Annotated in this window: 24 protein-coding genes; 23 read left to right on the top strand and 1 reads right to left on the bottom strand. The window is 43.2% G+C overall.

Features of this window, described 5'->3' with window-relative positions:
• Positions 1-4: 4 nt before the first annotated feature.
• The 8 genes from hemW to mtaB all read left to right on the top strand — a co-directional run bounded on the left by hemW (position 5) and on the right by mtaB (position 9,184).
• Positions 5-1,144 carry a radical SAM family heme chaperone HemW gene (hemW, locus tag LJF29_RS02455; protein ID WP_229146808.1) on the top strand — a complete coding sequence of 380 codons (1,140 nt, stop codon included), beginning with the start codon at positions 5-7 and terminating at the stop codon, positions 1,142-1,144.
• Positions 1,145-1,224: 80 nt separating this feature from the next.
• The gene (gene hrcA / locus LJF29_RS02460; protein WP_010334997.1) at positions 1,225-2,256 is read left to right on the top strand and encodes a heat-inducible transcriptional repressor HrcA; all 1,032 of its coding nucleotides are present in this window, start codon (positions 1,225-1,227) and stop codon (positions 2,254-2,256) included.
• Positions 2,257-2,328: 72 nt separating this feature from the next.
• Positions 2,329-2,892, top strand: a complete 564-nt coding sequence (grpE, locus tag LJF29_RS02465) for a nucleotide exchange factor GrpE (protein WP_010334996.1) — start codon at positions 2,329-2,331, stop codon at positions 2,890-2,892.
• A 23-nt stretch (positions 2,893-2,915) separates the two neighbouring features.
• Positions 2,916-4,751: a molecular chaperone DnaK gene (gene dnaK / locus LJF29_RS02470; RefSeq protein WP_010334995.1), complete on the top strand. Its 1,836-nt coding sequence runs from the start codon at positions 2,916-2,918 to the stop codon at positions 4,749-4,751.
• A gap of 197 nt (positions 4,752-4,948) precedes the next feature.
• On the top strand, positions 4,949-6,076 hold the full coding sequence (gene dnaJ / locus LJF29_RS02475; RefSeq protein ID WP_010334994.1) for a molecular chaperone DnaJ: 1,128 nt from the start codon (positions 4,949-4,951) through the stop codon (positions 6,074-6,076).
• Between the two features lie 24 nt (positions 6,077-6,100).
• The gene (gene prmA / locus LJF29_RS02480; RefSeq protein ID WP_168748270.1) at positions 6,101-7,036 is read left to right on the top strand and encodes a 50S ribosomal protein L11 methyltransferase; all 936 of its coding nucleotides are present in this window, start codon (positions 6,101-6,103) and stop codon (positions 7,034-7,036) included.
• 22 nt (positions 7,037-7,058) lie between these two features.
• Positions 7,059-7,826 (top strand): 16S rRNA (uracil(1498)-N(3))-methyltransferase, encoded by a 768-nt coding sequence (locus LJF29_RS02485; protein ID WP_229146809.1) that lies wholly within the window; start codon positions 7,059-7,061, stop codon positions 7,824-7,826.
• Between the two features lie 2 nt (positions 7,827-7,828).
• Positions 7,829-9,184 (top strand): tRNA (N(6)-L-threonylcarbamoyladenosine(37)-C(2))-methylthiotransferase MtaB, encoded by a 1,356-nt coding sequence (gene mtaB, locus LJF29_RS02490; protein WP_010334991.1) that lies wholly within the window; start codon positions 7,829-7,831, stop codon positions 9,182-9,184.
• A 42-nt stretch (positions 9,185-9,226) separates the two neighbouring features.
• Here the strand turns inward: mtaB and LJF29_RS02495 are convergent, their stop codons facing one another.
• On the bottom strand, positions 9,227-10,153 hold the full coding sequence (locus LJF29_RS02495) for a Na/Pi symporter (protein ID WP_229146811.1): 927 nt from the start codon (positions 10,151-10,153) through the stop codon (positions 9,227-9,229).
• A gap of 172 nt (positions 10,154-10,325) precedes the next feature.
• Here LJF29_RS02495 and rpsU point away from each other — a divergent pair, with 172 nt between their 5' ends.
• The 15 genes from rpsU (at position 10,326) to recO (ending at position 21,923) form a co-directional block, all read left to right on the top strand.
• Entirely contained in the window at positions 10,326-10,499 is a 174-nt protein-coding gene (rpsU, locus tag LJF29_RS02500; RefSeq protein WP_003152957.1) for a 30S ribosomal protein S21, read from the top strand.
• 14 nt (positions 10,500-10,513) lie between these two features.
• Positions 10,514-10,960, top strand: a complete 447-nt coding sequence (locus LJF29_RS02505) for a GatB/YqeY domain-containing protein (protein ID WP_010334989.1) — start codon at positions 10,514-10,516, stop codon at positions 10,958-10,960.
• Positions 10,961-11,090: 130 nt separating this feature from the next.
• Positions 11,091-12,404: an NfeD family protein gene (locus LJF29_RS02510; RefSeq protein WP_229146813.1), complete on the top strand. Its 1,314-nt coding sequence runs from the start codon at positions 11,091-11,093 to the stop codon at positions 12,402-12,404.
• A 21-nt stretch (positions 12,405-12,425) separates the two neighbouring features.
• On the top strand, positions 12,426-13,421 hold the full coding sequence (gene floA / locus LJF29_RS02515; RefSeq protein WP_010334987.1) for a flotillin-like protein FloA: 996 nt from the start codon (positions 12,426-12,428) through the stop codon (positions 13,419-13,421).
• 27 nt (positions 13,422-13,448) lie between these two features.
• Positions 13,449-13,874, top strand: a complete 426-nt coding sequence (locus tag LJF29_RS02520; RefSeq protein ID WP_168748266.1) for a hypothetical protein — start codon at positions 13,449-13,451, stop codon at positions 13,872-13,874.
• 55 nt (positions 13,875-13,929) lie between these two features.
• Entirely contained in the window at positions 13,930-14,211 is a 282-nt protein-coding gene (gene yqfC, locus LJF29_RS02525; protein WP_010334985.1) for a sporulation protein YqfC, read from the top strand.
• Between the two features lie 18 nt (positions 14,212-14,229).
• Complete coding sequence (yqfD, locus tag LJF29_RS02530; protein ID WP_229146814.1) at positions 14,230-15,426, top strand: sporulation protein YqfD; 1,197 nt, start codon at positions 14,230-14,232, stop codon at positions 15,424-15,426.
• Complete coding sequence (locus tag LJF29_RS02535) at positions 15,423-16,382, top strand: PhoH family protein (RefSeq protein ID WP_229146815.1); 960 nt, start codon at positions 15,423-15,425, stop codon at positions 16,380-16,382. The genes yqfD and LJF29_RS02535 overlap by 4 nt, the downstream gene beginning before the upstream one ends.
• Before the next feature lie 71 nt (positions 16,383-16,453).
• Positions 16,454-18,589 carry a cyclic-di-AMP phosphodiesterase PgpH gene (gene pgpH / locus LJF29_RS02540; protein ID WP_229146819.1) on the top strand — a complete coding sequence of 712 codons (2,136 nt, stop codon included), beginning with the start codon at positions 16,454-16,456 and terminating at the stop codon, positions 18,587-18,589.
• On the top strand, positions 18,590-19,063 hold the full coding sequence (ybeY, locus tag LJF29_RS02545; protein ID WP_229146821.1) for an rRNA maturation RNase YbeY: 474 nt from the start codon (positions 18,590-18,592) through the stop codon (positions 19,061-19,063). It begins immediately after the preceding gene.
• Positions 19,044-19,415 carry a diacylglycerol kinase family protein gene (locus tag LJF29_RS02550; RefSeq protein WP_229146823.1) on the top strand — a complete coding sequence of 124 codons (372 nt, stop codon included), beginning with the start codon at positions 19,044-19,046 and terminating at the stop codon, positions 19,413-19,415. Before ybeY ends, LJF29_RS02550 begins: the two co-directional genes overlap by 20 nt.
• A gap of 120 nt (positions 19,416-19,535) precedes the next feature.
• The gene (locus LJF29_RS02555; RefSeq protein WP_010334980.1) at positions 19,536-19,946 is read left to right on the top strand and encodes a cytidine deaminase; all 411 of its coding nucleotides are present in this window, start codon (positions 19,536-19,538) and stop codon (positions 19,944-19,946) included.
• A complete protein-coding gene (gene era, locus LJF29_RS02560; protein ID WP_010334979.1) occupies positions 19,927-20,832 on the top strand; it encodes a GTPase Era in 906 nt (301 codons plus the stop codon). The genes LJF29_RS02555 and era overlap by 20 nt, the downstream gene beginning before the upstream one ends.
• A 143-nt stretch (positions 20,833-20,975) precedes the next feature.
• Complete coding sequence (locus tag LJF29_RS02565) at positions 20,976-21,119, top strand: YqzL family protein (RefSeq protein ID WP_024122087.1); 144 nt, start codon at positions 20,976-20,978, stop codon at positions 21,117-21,119.
• Positions 21,120-21,155: 36 nt separating this feature from the next.
• The gene (gene recO / locus LJF29_RS02570) at positions 21,156-21,923 is read left to right on the top strand and encodes a DNA repair protein RecO (protein WP_010334977.1); all 768 of its coding nucleotides are present in this window, start codon (positions 21,156-21,158) and stop codon (positions 21,921-21,923) included.
• Positions 21,924-21,974 lie beyond the last annotated feature (51 nt).

The following is a 21,974-nucleotide window of genomic DNA, read 5'->3' on the forward strand; positions in this document are numbered from 1 at the left end:
TACATTGAAATCAGCTTATATCCATATTCCATTTTGTGAGCATATTTGCCACTACTGCGATTTCAATAAATATTTTATTCAAAGCCAGCCTGTCGGCGAGTATTTAAACGCACTCGAGAAGGAAATGATAAATACGATAGAAAAAACGGGGCAGCCTGATCTGCATACGATTTTTATCGGAGGAGGCACGCCGACATCCCTCTCTGAAGACCAGCTCGAAAAATTAATGGACATGGTCAGCCGTGTGCTGAAGCCTTCAGGCGCCTTAATAGAGTTCGCTGTTGAAGCGAACCCGGACGACCTATCGGCAGAAAAACTGAAAATACTCAAGGAAGCGGGCGTTAATCGTTTAAGCTTCGGTGTGCAAACATTCGAAGACGACCTTCTAGAAAAAATCGGACGGGTGCATAAACAAAAAGACGTATTTGCCTCTTTTGAACGTGCAAGGGAAATTGGTTTTGAAAATATCAGTCTCGATTTGATGTTCGGTCTTCCCGGACAAACGCTTAAACACCTTGACCACTCTTTAAAAACTGCTTTATCCCTGAACGCAGAGCATTATTCCGTTTACTCTCTCATTGTAGAACCGAAAACGGTATTTTATAATTTGATGCAAAAAGGGCGGCTTCATCTGCCGGCGCAGGAACAGGAAGCCGAGATGTACGAAACGGTGATGAGCCGGATGGAAAAGGCCGGTATTCACCAATATGAAATCAGCAATTTTGCGAAACAAGGCATGGAATCTAAGCACAACCTGACGTACTGGAGCAACGAGGAATATTTCGGCTTCGGAGCAGGAGCCCACGGGTATATCGGGGGAATTCGAACAGTAAACGTCGGACCTGTCAAACATTACATTGACCTGATAGCTGAAAAAGGTTTTCCTTATCGGGATACACATGAAGTGACGATGGAAGAACAAATTGAAGAAGAGATGTTTTTAGGGTTAAGAAAAACATCCGGAGTCAGCAAAAAACGGTTTGCGGAGAAATACGGCCGTTCTCTTGATAAACTTTTTCCCGGCATTTTAAAAGAGCTTTCTGAAAAGGGACTGATTCTCAACACGGAGTCAGCCGTTTGTTTGTCTCATCAGGGAAAATTATTGGGTAATGAAGTTTTTGGCGCTTTTTTGGGTGAGTTATAATTGACATTTTTCTTGTGGTTTGATACTTTTGTTATAGATTTAGCACTCGCTTGTTGAGAGTGCTAACAGAGGTGATGATGATGTTAACCAATCGTCAGCTGCTGATCCTTCAGGTCATAATCAACGATTTTATTAAATCGGCGCAGCCCGTCGGATCAAGAACTCTTTCGAAAAAAGATGAAATCACATTTAGCTCTGCAACAATAAGAAACGAGATGGCTGACTTGGAAGAACTGGGCTTCATTGAGAAAACCCACTCTTCCTCAGGACGTGTTCCGTCGGAAAAAGGGTACCGGTACTATGTTGATCATTTGCTGTCGCCCGTCAAACTGACAAAAACCGACCTAGACCAAATCCACTCGATCTTCAAAGAAAAAATATTCGAGCTGGAAAAGACAGTTCAAAAATCAGCACAAATTTTGTCCGATCTTACGAATTATACGTCTATCGTGCTCGGGCCGACCCTGAGCGAGAATTATCTTAAACAGATTCAAATCATACCGATTCAGCCCGATAAAGCGGTAGCCATTCTCGTTACCAATACGGGGCATGTGGAAAACAAAACGATTAATTTTCCAACCAAAATGGATCTGTCTGATATTGAAAAGCTGGTAAATATACTGAACGACCGTTTAACCGGTGTTCCGATGGATGAACTGAATGAACGCATTTTTAAAGAAGTTGTCATGTACTTAAGGCAGCACATTAAGAACTATGACAACATACTTGAAGCGCTGCGTTCAACATTTCATTCGACAAGTCACGTTGAAAAATTGTTTTTCGGCGGGAAAATCAATATGCTGAACCAGCCGGAGTTCCATGATATCGGGAGAGTGCGGTCGTTGCTTTCTCTGATTGAAAAGGAGCAGGACGTGTTGAAGCTTGTCCAATCTTCAGATACGGGCATTTCGATTAAGATCGGAAAAGAAAACGACTATGAAGAGATGGAAAACTGCAGCCTGATTACTGCCTCATATTCAGTAGATAAGAAGCAAATAGGCTCAATTGCGATCATTGGACCAACCCGCATGAATTATTCAAGGGTCGTCAGTCTGCTTCAGCATGTGACTTCAGACTTGTCAAAAGCATTAACAAGTTTGTATGATGAATAAGGGAAAATTGGCAAATTTTATCGAAGGGCATCACCCGCCCTTCTCCTTACACTTTTGAGGGAGGTGAACACAATGTCAGAAGAAAAACAAACCGCGGAACAAAACGAAACAGAAGAACAAGAAGTAATCGAAGAACAAGCTGCCGCTGAAGAACAGCAGGAAGAAACAAACGAAAGCGAACTTCTTCAAAATCAAATTAACGAATTGCAAGGTTTGCTTGAGGAAAAGGAAAACAAACTTTTGCGTGTTCAAGCAGACTTTGAAAACTATAAACGACGCAGCCGTTTAGAAATGGAAGCGTCCCAGAAATACCGTTCTCAAAACATCGTTACTGAATTGCTGCCAGCTCTTGACAGCTTTGAAAGAGCGCTTCATGTTGAAGCCGACAATGAACAGACGAAAAGTTTGCTCCAAGGAATGGAAATGGTCCACCGCCAGCTCGTTGAAGCCTTGAAAAAAGAAGGTGTAGAAGCAATCGAAGCTGTAGGACAGGAATTTGATCCGAACCTTCACCAAGCCGTTATGCAGGCTGAGGATGAAAACTACGGCTCCAACATTGTCGTTGAGGAAATGCAAAAAGGCTACAAGCTGAAGGATCGCGTCATTCGCCCTTCCATGGTAAAAGTGAATCAATAATTACATAGCAGGAGGTTATTCAAGTGAGTAAAGTTATCGGAATCGACTTAGGTACAACAAACTCATGTGTGGCAGTGCTTGAAGGCGGCGAGCCTAAAGTCATTGCTAACGCTGAAGGGAACCGCACAACTCCATCTGTTGTTGCGTTCAAAAACGGCGAACGCCAAGTAGGGGAAGTGGCTAAACGCCAATCTATTACAAACCCTAACACCATTATGTCTGTTAAACGCCATATGGGTACAGATTATAAAGTTGAGATTGAAGGAAAAGATTACACTCCTCAAGAAGTGTCTGCTATCATCCTTCAACACCTTAAATCATACGCTGAAAGCTATCTTGGCGAAACAGTATCAAAAGCAGTTATCACAGTTCCTGCATACTTTAACGATGCTGAGCGTCAAGCGACAAAAGACGCTGGTAAAATCGCAGGTCTTGAAGTAGAACGTATCATCAACGAGCCGACTGCAGCAGCGCTTGCATACGGACTTGATAAAACAGATGAAGATCAAACGATCCTAGTATACGACCTTGGCGGCGGTACATTCGACGTTTCCATCCTTGAGCTGGGCGACGGTGTGTTTGAAGTTCGTTCAACTGCCGGCGACAATCGTCTAGGCGGGGACGATTTTGACCAAGTCATCATCGATCACCTTGTATCTGAATTCAAAAAAGAAAACGGCATTGATCTGTCTAAAGATAAAATGGCGCTACAGCGTTTGAAAGACGCAGCTGAAAAAGCGAAAAAAGATCTTTCCGGCGTATCTTCTACGCAAATTTCTTTACCGTTTATCACAGCTGGAGAAGCAGGACCGCTTCACCTTGAACTGACATTAACTCGCGCTAAATTCGAAGAGCTTTCTTCTCATTTAGTAGAGCGCACAATGGGCCCTGTCCGTCAAGCGCTTCAAGATGCAGGACTTTCTGCAAGCGAAATCGACAAAGTCATCCTTGTCGGCGGATCAACTCGTATCCCTGCCGTACAAGAAGCAATCAAAAAAGAAACTGGAAAAGAAGCACATAAAGGCGTAAACCCGGATGAAGTTGTAGCGCTTGGTGCTGCAATTCAGGGCGGCGTTATCACTGGTGATGTAAAAGACGTAGTTCTTCTTGACGTTACACCGCTTTCTCTCGGTATTGAAACAATGGGCGGCGTATTCACAAAACTGATCGACCGCAACACAACAATTCCGACAAGCAAATCACAAGTGTTCTCAACTGCTGCTGATAACCAAACAGCTGTTGATATCCATGTTCTTCAAGGTGAGCGCCCAATGTCTGCCGACAACAAAACACTCGGCCGCTTCCAGCTTACTGATATCCCGCCAGCACCGCGCGGCGTGCCTCAAATCGAAGTTTCCTTCGATATTGACAAAAACGGTATCGTAAACGTAAGAGCAAAAGACTTAGGCACAGGAAAAGAACAAAATATCACAATCAAATCTTCTTCAGGTCTTTCTGATGATGAGATCGAACGCATGGTAAAAGAGGCGGAAGAAAATGCTGACGCTGATGCGAAGAAAAAAGAAGAAATCGAAGTCCGCAACGAAGCAGATCAGCTTGTTTTCCAAACTGAGAAAACATTAAAAGATCTAGAAGGCAAAGTGGACGAAGAACAAGTGAAAAAAGCCAACGATGCCAAAGATGCTTTAAAAGCAGCAATTGAGAAAAACGAATTTGAAGAGATCAAAGCGAAAAAAGATGAGCTTCAAACAATCGTTCAAGAGCTTTCTATGAAGCTTTATGAAGAAGCTGCTAAGGCACAGCAAGCTCAAGGCGGAGAAAACGCTGAAGGCAAAGCGGATGACAACGTTGTCGACGCTGAATACGAAGAAGTAAACGACGATCAAAACAAAAAATAAGTTCTTTTTAGGGTCAGTCCCGCTTCTGGGACTGGCAAAAAGAACACATTTCATAATCTGATTCAATGGTTAGAAAGTCAAAGTCAGGCATCTCTTGGCTTTGACTTTTTTTCTTGCCCGGGATAAAAGGAATTGAAAAATCATAATTCAAAATGATACAATCTAATTTATGTGAGAAATTCGGGAGAGTGAAGTAGATGAGTAAGCGTGATTACTATGAAGTGCTGGGTGTAAGTAAGAGCGCTTCAAAGGATGAAATAAAAAAGGCTTATCGAAAGCTGTCGAAAAAATATCATCCTGACATTAACAAAGAAGCCGGATCAGATGAAAAGTTTAAAGAAGTCAAAGAAGCATACGAAACGCTGTCTGATGATCAAAAACGGTCTCATTACGACCAATTTGGCCATACTGATCCTAACCAAGGCTTCGGCGGCGGCGGTTTTGGCGGCGGCGACTTCGGCGGTTTTGGTTTCGATGATATTTTCTCAAGTATTTTCGGCGGCGGCACTAGACGAAGAGATCCAAATGCACCGCGTCAAGGGGCGGATTTGCAATATACGATGACTCTGTCATTTGAGGACGCCGTTTTCGGAAAAGAAACGACCATCGAGATTCCGCGTGAGGAAACGTGCGATACATGTAAAGGCTCAGGGGCAAAACCTGGTACAAAACCGGAAACGTGCTCGCACTGCGGAGGCTCCGGCCAGCTAAATGTGGAGCAAAACACGCCGTTTGGAAAAGTTGTCAACAGACGAGTGTGCCACCACTGCGAAGGTACGGGTAAAATCATTAAAAACAAATGTGCGGATTGCGGCGGCAAAGGAAAAATCAAAAAACGCAAAAAAATCAACGTCACAATTCCTGCCGGTGTAGATGACGGGCAGCAGCTGCGTCTCTCAGGACAGGGTGAACCAGGCGTAAACGGCGGCCCTGCAGGGGATTTATTTGTCGTATTCCACGTGCGCGCCCACGAATTCTTTGAGCGCGACGGAGATGATATTTACTGTGAAATGCCGTTAACGTTTGCTCAAGCCGCTCTTGGAGATGAAGTGGAAGTTCCGACGCTTCACGGGAAAGTGAAATTGAAAATCCCTGCCGGTACACAAACAGGAACAAAGTTCAGATTAAGAGGCAAAGGCGTTCAAAATGTCAGAGGCTATGGACAGGGTGACCAGCATATCGTCGTCCGCGTTGTCACGCCGACAAACTTGACAGATAAACAAAAAGATATTATCCGTGAATTTGCCGAAGTCAGCGGAAACCTGCCTGATGAACAGGAAATGAGTTTCTTTGATAAGGTAAAACGCGCGTTTAAAGGCGATTAATTATTGGATGAGGAGTTGGTAGTTTTGAAATGGTCCGAATTAAGCATTCACACAACACATGAAGCGGTCGAACCTATCTCAAATATTTTGCATGAAGCTGGTGCGAGTGGGGTTGTGATAGAGGACCCGCTTGATTTAATTAAAGAACGTGAGAATGTATACGGGGAAATCTACCAGCTCGACCCCAATGATTATCCGAACGAGGGTGTCATTGTCAAAGCGTATCTGCCGGTCAACAGCTTTCTTGGAGAAACGGTAGATGGCATTAAAGAAACAATTAATAATCTGCTTCTTTATGATATTGATTTGGGCAGAAACCATATCACCATTTCCGAAGTGAACGAAGAGGAATGGGCGACTGCCTGGAAAAAGTATTACCATCCTGTGAAAATTTCTGAAAAGTTTACGATTGTACCAACGTGGGAGGAATATACGCCGGTACATACGGATGAGCTGATTATTGAAATGGACCCGGGAATGGCATTCGGAACAGGCACACACCCGACAACCGTACTTTGTATTCAGGCGCTTGAACGCTTTGTGCAAAAGGGTGATAAAGTGATTGATGTAGGCACAGGCTCCGGAATTTTAAGTATTGCGGCTGCAATGCTTGAGGCTGAATCGGTTCATGCCTATGATCTTGATCCCGTTGCTGTAGAAAGCGCACGTCTCAATTTGAAGTTAAACAAGGTTAGCGATATAGCTCAAGTCAAACAAAATAATTTGTTAGACGGGATTTCAGGAGAACATGATGTGATCGTTGCCAACATTTTGGCTGAAGTTATCCTTCGTTTTACTTCACAGGCCTATCATCTGCTGAAAGACGGCGGGCACTTTATTACTTCAGGAATTATCGGCCAAAAAAAGCAAGAGGTAAAAGAAGCATTGGAACAGGCTGGTTTTACCATTGTGGAAATCCTCTCAATGGAAGATTGGGTCAGCATTATTGCGAAAAAATAACAGTTAGTAGGTGTCACAGCGTATGCAACGATATTTTATCGAGCTCACGAAGCAGCAAATGGAGGAAGCGCCGGCTATTTCAATTACCGGAGAAGATGTTCATCATATTGTCAATGTCATGAGAATGAACGAGGGAGACCAAATTATCTGCTGCTCTCAGGATGGCTTCGAAGCAAAATGTGAACTTCAATCTGTTTCCAAAGAAAAAGTGTCCTGTCTTATGATAGAATGGACGAATGAAAACAGAGAGCTTCCGATAAAGGTTTATATTGCAAGCGGCCTCCCGAAAGGGGATAAACTGGAATGGATTATCCAAAAGGGGACTGAGCTGGGAGCTCATGCCTTTATTCCTCTGCAAGCCGCACGTTCTGTTGTCAAGCTGGATGACAAGAAAGCGAAGAAAAAGCGGGAAAGATGGACAAAAATTGCGAAGGAAGCGGCGGAGCAATCGTACCGAAACGAAGTGCCGCAAGTGCTGGATATCCATTCCTTTCAGCAGCTTCTTGACAAGGTGCACAATTTCGATAAATGTGTCGTTGCATACGAAGAGTCATCGAAGCAAGGAGAAACAAGCTCGTTCAGCGCAGTTGTAAGCAGCCTTCCGAAAGGATCATCCCTTTTGATCGTATTCGGTCCCGAAGGCGGTTTAACAGAAGCGGAGGTTGAGCGGCTCACGGCGAAAAACGCTGTTCCGTGCGGCCTCGGACCGAGAATTTTAAGAACAGAAACCGCTCCGCTATACGCGCTGAGCGCGATTTCTTATCATACAGAGTTATTAAGAGGTGATTAATAATGGCAACTGTTGCGTTCCATACGCTTGGCTGCAAAGTCAATCATTATGAAACAGAAGCAATCTGGCAGCTTTTCAAAGATGCGGGCTATGAAAGAAGAGACTTTGAACAAACAGCTGACGTATATGTCATTAATACATGTACAGTAACAAATACGGGAGATAAAAAAAGCCGCCAAGTGATCAGACGCGCCATTCGTCAAAATCCTGACGGCGTCATCTGCGTCACAGGCTGTTATGCGCAAACCTCGCCAGCGGAGATTATGGCAATCCCGGGCGTTGACATTGTAGTCGGAACTCAGGATCGTGAAAAAATGCTCGGCTACATCGATCAATATCGTGAAGAGCGTCAGCCGATCAATGGCGTCAGCAACATTATGAAAGCTAGAGTATATGAAGAGCTTGATGTACCTGCTTTCACAGACCGGACAAGAGCGTCATTAAAAATACAGGAAGGCTGCAATAACTTCTGCACGTTCTGTATCATTCCGTGGGCGCGCGGACTTCTCCGTTCACGTGACCCGGAGGAAGTCATTAAACAAGCACAGCAGCTTGTTGATGCGGGTTATAAAGAAATCGTACTTACTGGTATTCATACAGGCGGCTACGGTGAAGATATGAAAGATTACAACTTTGCCAAGCTTTTGAGAGAACTTGACGCCCGTGTTCAAGGCGTGAAACGGATCAGAATTTCGTCCATCGAGGCAAGCCAGATCACAGACGAAGTAATTGAAGTTTTAGACCGTTCAGATAAGATTGTGCGCCATTTGCACATTCCGATTCAATCCGGGTCAAACACAGTGCTTAAACGGATGAGACGCAAATACACGATGGAATTTTTCGCTGACCGTTTAAATAAACTGAAAAAAGCACTTCCGGGCTTAGCCGTAACCTCCGATGTCATTGTAGGCTTCCCTGGCGAAACAGAAGAAGAATTTATGGAAACCTATAACTTTATTAAAGAAAACAGATTCTCTGAACTTCATGTGTTTCCTTACAGCAAACGTACGGGAACGCCAGCTGCGCGGATGGAAGACCAAGTGGATGAAAACGTCAAAAATGAACGTGTACACCGCTTGATTGCACTTTCTGACCAGCTTGCGAAGGAATATGCCTCTGATTATGAAAATGAAGTCCTCGAAATTATCCCTGAGGAAGCATTTAAAGAATCAGATGAAGAAAACATGTATGTCGGCTACACAGACAACTACATGAAAGTTGTTTTCAAGGGCACGGAAGACATGATCGGCAAAATCGTGAAAGTAAAAATACTAAAAGCAGGCTATCCATACAACGAAGGACAGTTTGTCCGTGTTGTTGAGGATGACATAACAGAACAAATGCGTATGTCTTCTTAACCTAAAAAAACCGGTGCATCTAAATGTGCCGGTTTTTTATGTTCAGTTTTTAACTGGGATAAGCCATTTGATAAGGCTGTAAAACAAGTTGGTAAGCGGCAAAAATAAGAGAGCTGATACAACATTAAATAGCAGACTGAAATGGGCAATTCTTTGGGCAGGGTCAGCCGAGAGCTGTTCAACAAAGCCGGTCGCTGCCGCCAAAAACGGGTATACAATTGCTACGCCGATCACGTTAAACAAAACATGGGCGCACGCTGTCTGTTTTGCCGCATATCCGCCGGATACAGCAGCCATGACAGCTGTAATGCATGTCCCGATGTTTGACCCAAGCACAACGCTCATTGCCTGTGTCAGTCCGATAACGCCTTCATTCATAAAGCTCATTAAAATGCCGATGCAGACAGAACTTGAGTGGATGATAGCAGTTAACACCATGCCGATAAACAAAGCAGCCCAGTTTGAGTCGTTCACATGATGAAGTATGCCTGCTCCCGTTTTCAGCTGAGTAAGCGGTTCTGCAAGGCGGCTGAAGCCTGTGATGCAAAAAAAGATAATCCCCAGTCCGAGGAAGCTTGTCCCCAGCTGTTTGAACGGATACCTGCCAGTCAGAAAAAACAGCAAACCGACAATCAAAAGAATCCAAATCAACACATCCATTTTGATTGCAAGAAATTCGGTTGTAAAGGTAGACCCGATATTTGTTCCAAGAATCATCGGTATTGTCCGTTTGAAAGAAAGGGCGCCCGCACTCACAAATCCGATGACAATTACCATAAAGGCGGAGCTGCTTTGGAGAAATCCTGTAAAAACAATACTGATAAGAAATGCCTTTAACGGATGATCCGTAAAAATCAGCAGCTGCTCTTCAATTTTTGAATACGTCAGCGAAATTAAACCTTTCCGAAGCATGTTCATCCCTGCGAGAAAGAATAAGATAAGAGCAGTAAAACTAATCAGAAGCAACATTTTATTCACCAACCCCTTTCTATCATTATATAGACAGGCAGTCCCGCTCATGACGGAAAAGTGAACGCACTTAGTTGACCTGACTGAAGGCTTATATTATAATGTCAAAGTACATGTTTATATGTGTAACTTAAAGGTAGTCGATTGGTGTATTCGGAGGGAGGGAAAGAGAATGTCAAAAACGGTCGTTAGAAAAAACGAATCGCTTGAAGATGCTCTTCGTCGCTTCAAACGCAGTGTATCAAAGACAGGTACTTTGCAAGAAGCAAGAAAGCGTGAATTTTATGAAAAACCTAGCGTAAAGCGCAAGAAAAAGTCTGAAGCTGCTAGAAAACGCAAATTCTAAAAGAGGGTGGATTTATGAGTCTTCTTGAGCGACTTAACCAAGATATGAAGCTATATATGAAAAGCCGTGAGAAAGACAAACTGACTGTCGTTCGAATGGTTAAGGCTTCACTTCAAAACGAAGCAATTAAGCTTAAGAAAGACAGTTTGACCGAGGATGAGGAACTCACTGTCCTTTCTCGTGAACTTAAGCAACGTAAAGACTCCCTCCAGGAATTTTCAAACGCTAATCGTTTAGATTTAGTAGATAAAGTTCAAAAAGAGCTGGACATTTTAGAAGTTTATTTACCACAGCAGCTATCAGAAGAAGAGCTGCGTACAATCGTAAATGAAACCATCGCTGAGGTCGGTGCGAGCTCAAAAGCGGACATGGGCAAAGTGATGGGGGCAATTATGCCTAAAGTAAAAGGTAAAGCTGACGGAAGTTTAATTAATAAACTTGTTAGCAGTCAACTGTCTTAAATGGCGAAGAAAAGGACATCTTTCTAAGAGAGATGTCTTTTTTTATACATAAAAAAATGAAACCTTTGATACATTTGTTACGTATGAAGAGAAGGCACTTATTATACGAGGAAGGAGGGATACATCGCCCTTGCTTCAAACAAAAGGATTCCGAGCGGCTCTTTTGAGCATATTTCTACTATCATTATTAGGAGTTCAGCTGCACACAAAAGCAGAAAAACAAACCGTCTACGTCATTCCCGTTGAAAAAAATGTCGAACAGGGTCTCGCCTCCTTTTTGTCGCGTTCGCTACAAGATGCAGAGGCTGCGCATGCAAACCATATTATTCTTGATATTAACACGCCGGGAGGACTGGTGAAATCAGCTATTGATATAGCGGACACGATCAACGAAACGGATATTCCGATAACTGCTTATGTAAACAAACGGGCATTGTCTGCTGGTGCATATATCGCGTTACAGGCTGACGCCATTTATATGGCACCAGGAGGAAAAATGGGAGCCGCGGCGATCATTGACGGTAAAGGTAATGCTGCTGACAAAAAAGCTGAATCATTTTGGCTTGCGGAGCTGGAAGATGCCGCAGCAAAAAACAACCGTGATCCAAAATATGCGCGTGCCATGGCAGACCCTGATGTAGATGCAAAAGAAGCGGGCGCGCCGAAGGGAGATCTGCTTACGCTGAATGCAGAAAAAGCTGTTGACGTAGGCTATTCGGAAGGAACCGTTAACAATCTTTCCGCGCTTGTGAAGAAGCTTGGATACGAAAATGCACATATCAGCTATGCCGAGGAAAGCTTTGCAGAGAAGGCAGTGAGGTGGCTGACCAGTCCGATTGTTGTTCCTATTTTATTGACAATTGCCTTCTTAGGCCTTACTGTTGAGCTTTTTTCTCCAGGTGTCGGTCTGCCTGGAACAGCCGGATTTATTGCTTTGATCCTGTTTTTTTACGGACATCTTGCAGCGGGTCTTGCCGGATATGAAACGGTTCTCCTCTTTATAGCAGGGGTGATTCTGATCCTGATGGAGATATTCCTCCCCGGAGGAATTATTGGTTTACTTGGCTTGGGAGCAATTGTTGCGAGCTTATTTTTGGCCGCGGGAAGCTTCACAGTCATGGCGGTTTCTCTCTTGATCGCCTCAGCTGTTTCCATTACAGCTTTCATTTTACTGACAAGGGTGTTGGGAAAGCGTATGAAATTCTTTAAGAAACTTATATTAAATGATTCTACAAATACAGAGAGCGGTTATGTATCAAATCAAACGCGCACGGACTTAATTGGCAAGGAGGGCGTGACCTTTACGCCGTTGCGTCCCGCGGGAACCGTCATTATTGATGACGAACGTCTTGATGTGGTATCAGAAGGATCATTTACAGCGAAAGATAAAAAAGTAAAAGTAATCAAAGTGGAAGGCTCGCGCATTGTCGTGAGAGAAATTTAAACAGAAACGAGGAGAAGTAGCATGGACCCATCAACATTAATGATACTGGCTATTGTTGTAGTAGGGATCATTGTTTTAGCTGTATTTTTTACATTTGTACCAGTTATGCTCTGGATTTCAGCTTTAGCAGCCGGAGTTAAAATCAGCATTTTCACTTTAGTAGGGATGAGGCTTCGCCGCGTCATACCGAACCGGGTAGTTAATCCGTTAATTAAAGCGCATAAAGCGGGACTCGACGTTGGAACAAACCAGCTTGAAAGCCACTATCTTGCCGGAGGGAATGTAGATAGAGTCGTTAACGCACTTATTGCAGCTCAGCGCGCCAATATTGAGCTTACATTTGAACGCTGTGCTGCCATCGACCTTGCCGGCCGTGATGTATTGGAAGCCGTGCAAATGAGCGTTAATCCGAAGGTCATTGAAACACCATTTATTGCGGGTGTTGCCATGGACGGAATTGAAGTGAAGGCGAAAGCGAGAATTACAGTAAGAGCCAATATTGACCGCCTCGTCGGGGGTGCTGGTGAGGAAACGATTGTAGCCCGTGTAGGCGAAGGGATCGTCTCTACAATCGGTTCATCCGAAAACCACAAAAAAGTGCTGGAGAACCCTGATATGATTTCTCAAACAGTTCTCGGTAAAGGCCTGGATTCAGGCACAGCCTTTGAAATTCTTTCGATTGATATTGCTGATGTTGACATTGGTAAAAACATCGGGGCGATCTTGCAGACGGATCAGGCAGAGGCCGATAAAAATATTGCTCAGGCCAAAGCCGAAGAACGTCGTGCAATGGCTGTTGCTCAAGAACAGGAAATGCGCGCACGTGTAGAAGAAATGCGAGCTAAAGTGGTTGAAGCCGAAGCGGAAGTGCCGCTTGCGATGGCCGAAGCGCTTCGCGAAGGAAATATCGGCGTCATGGACTACATGAATATTAAAAACATTGATGCAGACACAGATATGCGTGATTCATTCGGTAAATTAACGAAAGACCAATCGGATGAAGACCGCAAATCATAATCTCTCTATGCAGAAGGGAGAATATTGATGGAAGATATACTGACGAATCCGCTTGTTATTGCAGTGATTATCGGAATTATTTCCACGATTTTCGGCAAAGTGAAAAAAGAAGAAGAAAAAAACAATCAAAATCAAAAAAGAAAAAAGCCGCAGACCATGAAACCTGCTTCTGTTCAGAATAAACAATCAGCTAAAGAAACGCCTGCTCCTATTCCAAACCGCTTGGAACAGATGAGACAAGAAGCTGAAGAAAGACGAAAGGAAACAGAAAGAAACCTGAAAGGGCTTGAGCGGGATCTTACTGCCGCCAAAAATAAAGCGGTGTACACCAAGCAAAAACTGCTACAGGTCAATAAAGACACTGTGGTGCAAGGCATTGTCTTAGGCGAAGTATTCGGTCCGCCAAGGGCAAAAAAACCTCATCACACAATGCGTGCAGCCCGCAAAAATTAAGTGTTAGAACCCTCTTTCAAATCATACATATGAGATGAAAGGGGGTTCTTTTTGTATGGGGCATAGAAAGAATCGTTTAAAAGCTTGGCTGACAAGAGCATTGGAAATTCCCCCGGACGTTATGATGGATCTGCCGCGGATAACAATGGTCGGCAGACTTCATATCTACATAGAAAACCACAGAGGCCTTCTGCTGTTCAGTGAGAATGAAGTGAGGCTGATGCTGAAGCAGGGCCAGTGCATCATATCAGGAGAAAACTTTGTGATCAAAGCGATTCTTCCGGAAGAAATACTTTTGGAGGGTACGATTGATGTCGTTCGATATGTTGAGTCATAAAGCCGAGGGGGAAATGTTGTGAAAAATAAATGGCTGTCTTTTTTTGAGGGTAAGGTCCAGCTTGAAGTGACGGGACGAGGCATTGAACGGCTCCTTAATGAATGCACAAGAAGAGGGATTCCGATCTTTCATCTGAAAAAAAAGAAAGAAGCCGTCTTGTTATATATACAGCTTCAGGATGTACATGCCTTTCGGCGTGTCAGGAGAGAATTTGACTGTAAAGCCCGTTTTATCAATCGAAAAGGATTCCCGTTCTTATTGCTGAAATCCAAGCTGAATTTAGGATTTACCATTGGTTTTGCGCTTTTTTTTATCCTTTTATTTTTGCTCTCCAATATGGTGTGGAAAATTGAAGTGACTGGCGCAAAGCCTGAAACGGAGCACCAAATGATGCAGCATCTGAAGGGAATAGGCGTCCAAAAAGGGCGATTGCAGTTTTTAATGCAGTCTCCCGAAAAAATACAAAAATCGTTAACCAACGGAATAGACAATATCACTTGGGTCGGAGTCGATTTGAAAGGCACGACCATCCATATGAAAGTTGTGGAGAAAAATGAGCCGGAAAAAGAAAAGTATGCCAGTCCGCGCCACATTGTCGCCAAAAAGAAAGCAACCATTACAAGAATGTTTGTGCAGAAAGGACAGCCCATGGCCGCAATTCATGATCATGTGGAAAAGGGACAAATGCTTGTCTCCGGCTTAATCGGAAGCGAAGATGAGCAGCAGGAAGTCGCCTCTAAAGCTGAAATTTACGGTGAGACCTGGTACAGATCTGAAGTAACAGTGCCACTTGAAACATTATTTAACGTCTATACGGGCAAAGTAAGGACAAAGCACAAGCTTTCTTTTGGCTCATGGGCTTTCCCGATCTGGGGAATGACGTTTAAAAAAGAGGAATTAAAACATCCAAAAACAGAACAAGAGAAGCATTCGCTTCATTTTCTCGGTTTGGAGCTCCCTGTTTCTTATATCAGAGAGCAAACGAGAGAAAGTGAAGAGGCTTTGCGAAAATATACGGAAGAAGAAGCAGTTCAAGAAGGAATCAAAATGGGTAAACAGGATGTAGAGAATAAAATAGGCGAGGACGGCGAGGTGAAAAGTGAAAAAGTTTTGCACCAGACAGTCGAGAATGGTAAAGTAAAGTTGATTATTCTCTACCAAGTTATAGAAGATATCGTTCAAACCACACCTATTGTCAGGGAGACTGAAGAATGACAGAACATTTACTTGCGATTAATCAAAAACTGAAAAGCCCGGACGAGGCGCTTTCACTGTTCGGGAATCAAGATTCTTTTTTGACACTGATGGAGAAAGATCTGGATGTAAATATCATTACGCGAGGCGAAACGATTTATATTTCAGGCGGTGAAGAATCGTTTCAGATTGCCGACAGGCTGCTGGAATCACTTCTCGCATTAATTCGCAAGGGGATAGAGATCTCTGAACGTGATGTGATTTACGCCATCAAAATGGCAAAAAAGAATGAGCTTGAATATTTTGAAAGCATGTATGAAGAAGAAATTACAAAAAACGCAAAAGGCAAATCGATCCGTGTGAAAACCATGGGACAGCGGGAATACGTAGCAGCCATGAAACGAAATGATCTTGTATTCGGTATTGGCCCGGCTGGAACCGGAAAAACGTATCTTGCTGTCGTAAAAGCAGTCCACGCATTGAAAAACGGACATATTAAAAAAATCATTTTAACAAGACCTGCCGTAGAAGCCGGTGAAAGCCTCGGTTTTTTACCAGGTGACCTGAAAGAGAAAGTAGATCCTTATTTGCGCCCGCTGTATGACGCTCTTCATGATGTGCTTGGAACAGATCATACAGAACGTCTGCTGGAAAGAGGAGTTATTGAAATCGCTCCGCTCGCTTATATGAGAGGCCGGACGCTTGATGATGCCTATGTTATACTTGATGAAGCACAGAACACTACGCCTGCCCAAATGAAAATGTTTTTGACGAGACTGGGTTTTGGCTCTAAAATGATCATTACAGGTGACGTTAGCCAAATTGATCTGCCGAAAGGCGTCAAATCGGGACTTGCAGTAGCGAGAGAGATGCTGAAAGAAATCGACGGCATTTCTGTGATTGAACTGGACCAGACAGACGTGGTCAGACATCCGCTTGTTGCGAAAATTATTGAAGCATACGATAAGCAAAATTAATCCTGAATGACCCGATCGCGCGTTATCGGGTCATTTTTGCTTATCAGCTTGATTTTCTAGAGGAGGTTCTTGTGTTGAAAAAGAAGGGGAAGACCAAAAGCGGCTCAACAAAGTGGCGCGGCTTTAAAAATGCACGCTCCATGCATGTACTGCTGTATCTTCTGCTGGCTGCGATTATGTTCGCATTGCTTTTTGTACATGTGAAGCCGGAATCGCTTGATTTAGACCTGTTTTCAGTCAGCGACAAGACCATTTATGCTCCGGCAACCGTGGAAGATCAAAAAGCGACAGAGGAAAAAAAGCAAGCTGCTGAGGATGCGGTCGAAGATCAATATACCTTAAAGAAGGATTATACAGACAATCGAATTGATCTTGTGTCATCGATATTTGACAGTATTAGTGAAGTGAAAAATTCAGCAGAAGAAGACAGCAGTTCACCATCAGAAAAATCAATGATTAAGTCGGTGAAGAATAAGCTGACGTCAGATGTGAATGATTCTATATCAGAGGAAGCCATCAAGACTTTGCTGAAGGCGGACCATGAAGATTTTTCATTTGTCAGAGATACTGTCATAACAGCAGTAAACTCAGTGATGAGCAGTGAAATCCCGTCGGATAAATTATCTGAAGCAAAAGATAAAGTGGAAAAAGAACTGAAGAGTAATTCTATTCCGTCCAAATATTTGGGAGCCGCCACGGAAATCGGGCGTTACGCCATCATTCCGAATTACGTCTTTGATCCGAAAGCAACAGAGGCAAAGCGCCAGGAAGCGTCAGACAATGTTCAGCAGGTTCAGATCAAACAGGGGCAGGTGCTCGTGGAAGAAAATGACCTCATTGATCGGGAAGTATACAGAAAACTCGAGCTGACCGGATTATTAAATAACTCCAATTTGTTCAAGCCGATCAGCGGTCTATTGATTATGATTGGGCTTTTCATAGCTACACTTGTTTACTATTTCGAAAAACAGAATCAAAATCTGAAATTCAAACAAAAGTCGATCTTATTATTCTCCATTATTACAACGCTTTTACTTGTTATTATGGAGGTTGTCAGTTTATTTCAAAAGATTGAATATAACAATATTGGCTATCTTGTCCCCATTGCGGCCGGCGCGATCTTAATTAAGCTGCTGATGAATGAGCGAATCGCCATTTTAGGAAGTATCATTCTTGCGATTTGCGGAAGTATGATGTTTAATCAAGGTGTGACCGGAACATTTAATTATGTCATTGGTATTTATTATTTGATCAGCGGTATTTCTGGTGTATTGTTTTTAGGAAAACACAATGGCAGATCAAAAATATTGCAGACCGGACTTTTTGTGGCGTTTATCAATATGATTGTGGTTCTATCTCTATTATTGATTCAAAACACCGCGCTGTCAGGTCTGGAAATCGGGACGCTCATGCTGATGGGAGTTGTGTCGGGCTTTGCTTCCTCTGTATTAATTATCGGGCTTATGCCGTTTTTTGAGACAGGTTTCGGCATTTTGTCCACAATGAGGCTGATTGAGCTGTCCAACCCTAACCATCCGCTGCTTCGAAAAATACTGACAGAAACACCAGGTACATATCACCACAGCGTCATGGTCGCTAATTTGTCAGAGGCCGCCTGCGAGGCGGTAGGGGCAAATGGTTTGCTTGCAAGAGTCGGTGCGTATTACCACGACCTTGGGAAAACAAAGCGGCCGCAGTATTTTATCGAAAATCAAATGAATATTGACAATCCGCATGATAAGCTTTCTCCGCAGCTCAGTAAAAATATCATTATTTCGCATACCACTGACGGGGCGAATATGCTGAGGAGCTATAAATTTCCAAAGGAGCTTGTGGATATTGCTGAGCAGCACCACGGGACTTCTCTTTTGAAATTCTTTTATTATAAAGCGAAGGAAAAAGGCGATCAGATTACAGAGGAAGAATTCCGTTACCCGGGGCCGAAGCCGCAGTCAAAAGAAGCCGCGATTATCTCAGTGGCAGACAGTGTCGAAGCGGCTGTCAGATCGATGCATAATCCAAATCCTGAGCGAATTGAAAAGCTTGTCCGGGGCATCATATCCGATAAGCTTCAGGACGGACAGTTTAGTGAATGCGATTTGACATTTAAAGAGCTTGATACAATTGCAAAAACGCTTTGTGCAACATTAAAAGGAATTTTCCACTCCCGGATTGAATATCCGGAGGCTACTAAGAAGGTGAAATAGATGAGTTTACTGATTGATATCATAGATGAAACCGGAAGTGTCTCTGAAGAGATGCTTAAAGAAGTAGAAAATCTGCTTCAATTTGCTGCTGAGCGCGAAGGAGTTCAGGATCAGGCTGAGGTTTCTGTCACGATCGTTACCAATGAAGACATTCAGCAGATCAATAAAGAGTATCGGGGAAAGGATACGCCGACAGACGTCATTTCATTTGCTCTTGAAGAAGAGGGAGAAGATGAAGTTGAAATTGTCGGTGCTGAAATGCCGCCGGTTTTAGGTGACATTATCATCAGTGCAGATCGTACAAGAGAGCAGGCTGAAGAATATAACCATTCTTTCAAGAGAGAGCTTGGCTTTCTAGCGGTACATGGATTCCTGCATCTTTTAGGATATGACCATATGACGAAAGAGGAAGAAGAGGAGATGTTTACTAAGCAAAAGGATTTGCTGGACGCCTATGGACTCAAGAGATCATAGAAATGAGCTGAAGCGATTCCTAATGAGCTTCGTGCACGCAGGACGGGGCATATGGAAAACGGCGCGGACGGAGCGGAATTTTCAATTTCATGCCGCGGCTGCCTGCGCCGTTATCATTTGCGGTTTTCTCGTTAATCTCAGCTTGACAGAGTGGGCTATTATTTTTCTTTTGATCGGCGGAATGCTTTCGCTAGAGCTTTTAAATACAGCTATTGAACACACGGTTGATTTAGTAACAGATAAACATCACCCGCTTGCGAAGGCGGCTAAGGACGCTGCTGCCGGGGCTGTTTGCGTTTTTGCCGTGATTTCGTGTATTATTGGTTTACTTATTTTTTTGCCAAAGCTGTAATGGCTGAAAATTCTTACATTTATTTTACATTTTTAGAAATGGGCGTGAAAAAAGGAGCGCTATTATGTAAAATATAAAGTGATAGCGGTACCATTATAGGTAAGAGAGGAACATGTACACATGAACAGACAGGAATTGATAACAGAAGCTTTAAAAGCGCGTGACATGGCATATGCACCGTATTCCAAGTTTAAAGTAGGAGCCGCTCTTCTTACCAAAGATGGAAAAGTGTACAGAGGCTGCAATATAGAGAATGCGGCATACAGCATGTGCAACTGCGCTGAGCGTACCGCTTTGTTTAAAGCTGTTTCTGAAGGCGATACTGAGTTTCAGATGCTGGCAGTAGCTGCTGACACCCCGGGACCAGTATCACCGTGCGGAGCCTGCAGACAGGTGATTTCTGAGCTCTGCACAAAGGACGTTGTTGTCGTGCTGACCAATTTACAAGGACAAATAAAAGAAATGACTGCAGAAGAATTATTGCCAGGCGCATTTTCATCGGAGGATTTACATGACGAACGAAAGCTTTAAATCAGGATTTGTATCCATTATCGGAAGACCAAATGTAGGTAAGTCTACTTTTTTGAACAGAGTGATCGGCCAAAAAATCGCCATCATGAGTGATAAACCCCAAACAACGAGAAATAAGGTGCAAGGGGTTTTAACGACAGGCACATCACAAACAATTTTTATTGACACACCAGGAATTCATAAGCCTAAGCATAAGCTTGGGGACTTTATGATGAAAGTGGCGCAAAATACATTGAAAGAAGTCGATTTGATCTTATTTATGATCAATGCTGAGGAAGGTTACGGCAAGGGCGACGAGTTCATTATTGAGAAATTGCAGAATACCTCGACACCTGTTTTCTTAATCGTAAACAAAATTGACAAAATCCATCCTGATCAATTGCTTCTGCTAATTGACGAATACCGCGGGCGATATCCTTTTAAGGAAATTGTTCCGATCTCTGCATTAGAGGGAAATAATATTGAAACCTTGCTGGCGCAGATTGAAGCCTATTTGCCTGAAGGACCGCAGTTTTATCCAAGTGATCAGGTGACCGATCATCCGGAGCGCTTTATTATTTCTGAGTTGATCAGGGAAAAGGTGCTGCATCTGACAAGGGAAGAAATCCCGCACAGCATTGCGGTAAGCATCGAATCGATTAAAGGACAGGACAACGGATCCGTGCACGTGGCGGCAACAATTGTAGTCGAACGGGATTCTCAAAAAGGCATTGTCATCGGTAAAAAAGGAAGCCTGCTGAAAGAAGTCGGAAAAAGAGCGAGAGCGGATATTGAGGCCCTCTTAGGTTCTCGCGTCTATCTTGAATTATGGGTAAAGGTGCAGAAAGACTGGCGTAACAAAATGTCCCAGCTTCGCGACTTCGGCTTTAAAGAGGATGAATATTAATCTCTTGCTGTGTCATTATCTCACATGAACAGGGATAACTTAGCAAATTTTGTTTAACATGAAATGGAGGACATCTGGTCAAGATAAAGGTAAGAATTTGGAGTTTAGGTAAGCTAGTTTAACTACAGAAAGGTGGGTTTCTTGTGTTGAATTTTACCTGGAACGTATTTTCTCAAACAGGAAATGTTGATACGTATCTTCTTTTTAAAGAACTGGAAAAAGAGAACATGGAAAGACCCGAAGAACTAGAAGATGAGCTAGCCCGATTTGATTTTCCAATTTTATAGACCTCTTGACCGCTCCTGTTTTAGGAAGGTGCGGAAATGCTGACAAAATGTGAAGGAATCGTTCTTCGTACCAATGATTACGGAGAGACGAATAAAATAGTTACTTTACTGACAAGAGAGCACGGAAAAATAGGTGTTATGGCCAGAGGAGCCAAAAAACCGAACAGCCGTTTATCAGCAGTCAGCCAGCCCTTTTTGTATGGTTCATTCTTAATGCAGAAAACAACAGGCCTCGGAACCCTTCAGCAGGGTGAAATGATTCTCAGCATGAGAGGCATCAGAGAGGATTTGTTTTTAACTGCATATGCAGCTTTTATTGCCGAGCTTGTTGACAAAGGCACAGAAGAAAAAAAACCAAATCCCTATTTGTTTGAATTTATTTTAGAATCCTTTAAACAGCTTGATGAAGGAACTGACCCGGATGTTATCACCTTCATTGTTCAAATGAAGATGCTTGCTGTGATGGGACTGTATCCTGAGCTTAATCACTGTGTGCATTGTAAAAGCCAGGATGGGACCTTCCATTTTTCTGTTCGCGATAACGGTTTTATTTGCCACCGTTGCTTTGACAAAGACCCTTACAAGGTGCCGATTAAACCGCAAACGGCAAGGCTATTGAGATTGTTTTATTACTTTGATCTTTCAAGGATTGGCAATGTGTCCTTAAAGCAGGAAACGAAAGATGAAGTAAAGCAAGTTATTGACTTGTACTACGAAGAATATTCAGGAGTTTATCTGAAATCGAAGCGCTTTTTAGATCAAATGGAAAGCATGAAACATCTTATGGGTGAAAACAAAAGTTGACATCTGGCCCATCTTTTTATATGATCATTTATTATAAAATATGTTGCAGTG

Origin of the sequence: Bacillus sp. LBG-1-113 (assembly GCF_020708615.1) — a bacterium.
In the GTDB taxonomy this organism is placed as follows: Bacteria; Bacillota; Bacilli; order Bacillales; family Bacillaceae; genus Bacillus; species Bacillus mojavensis.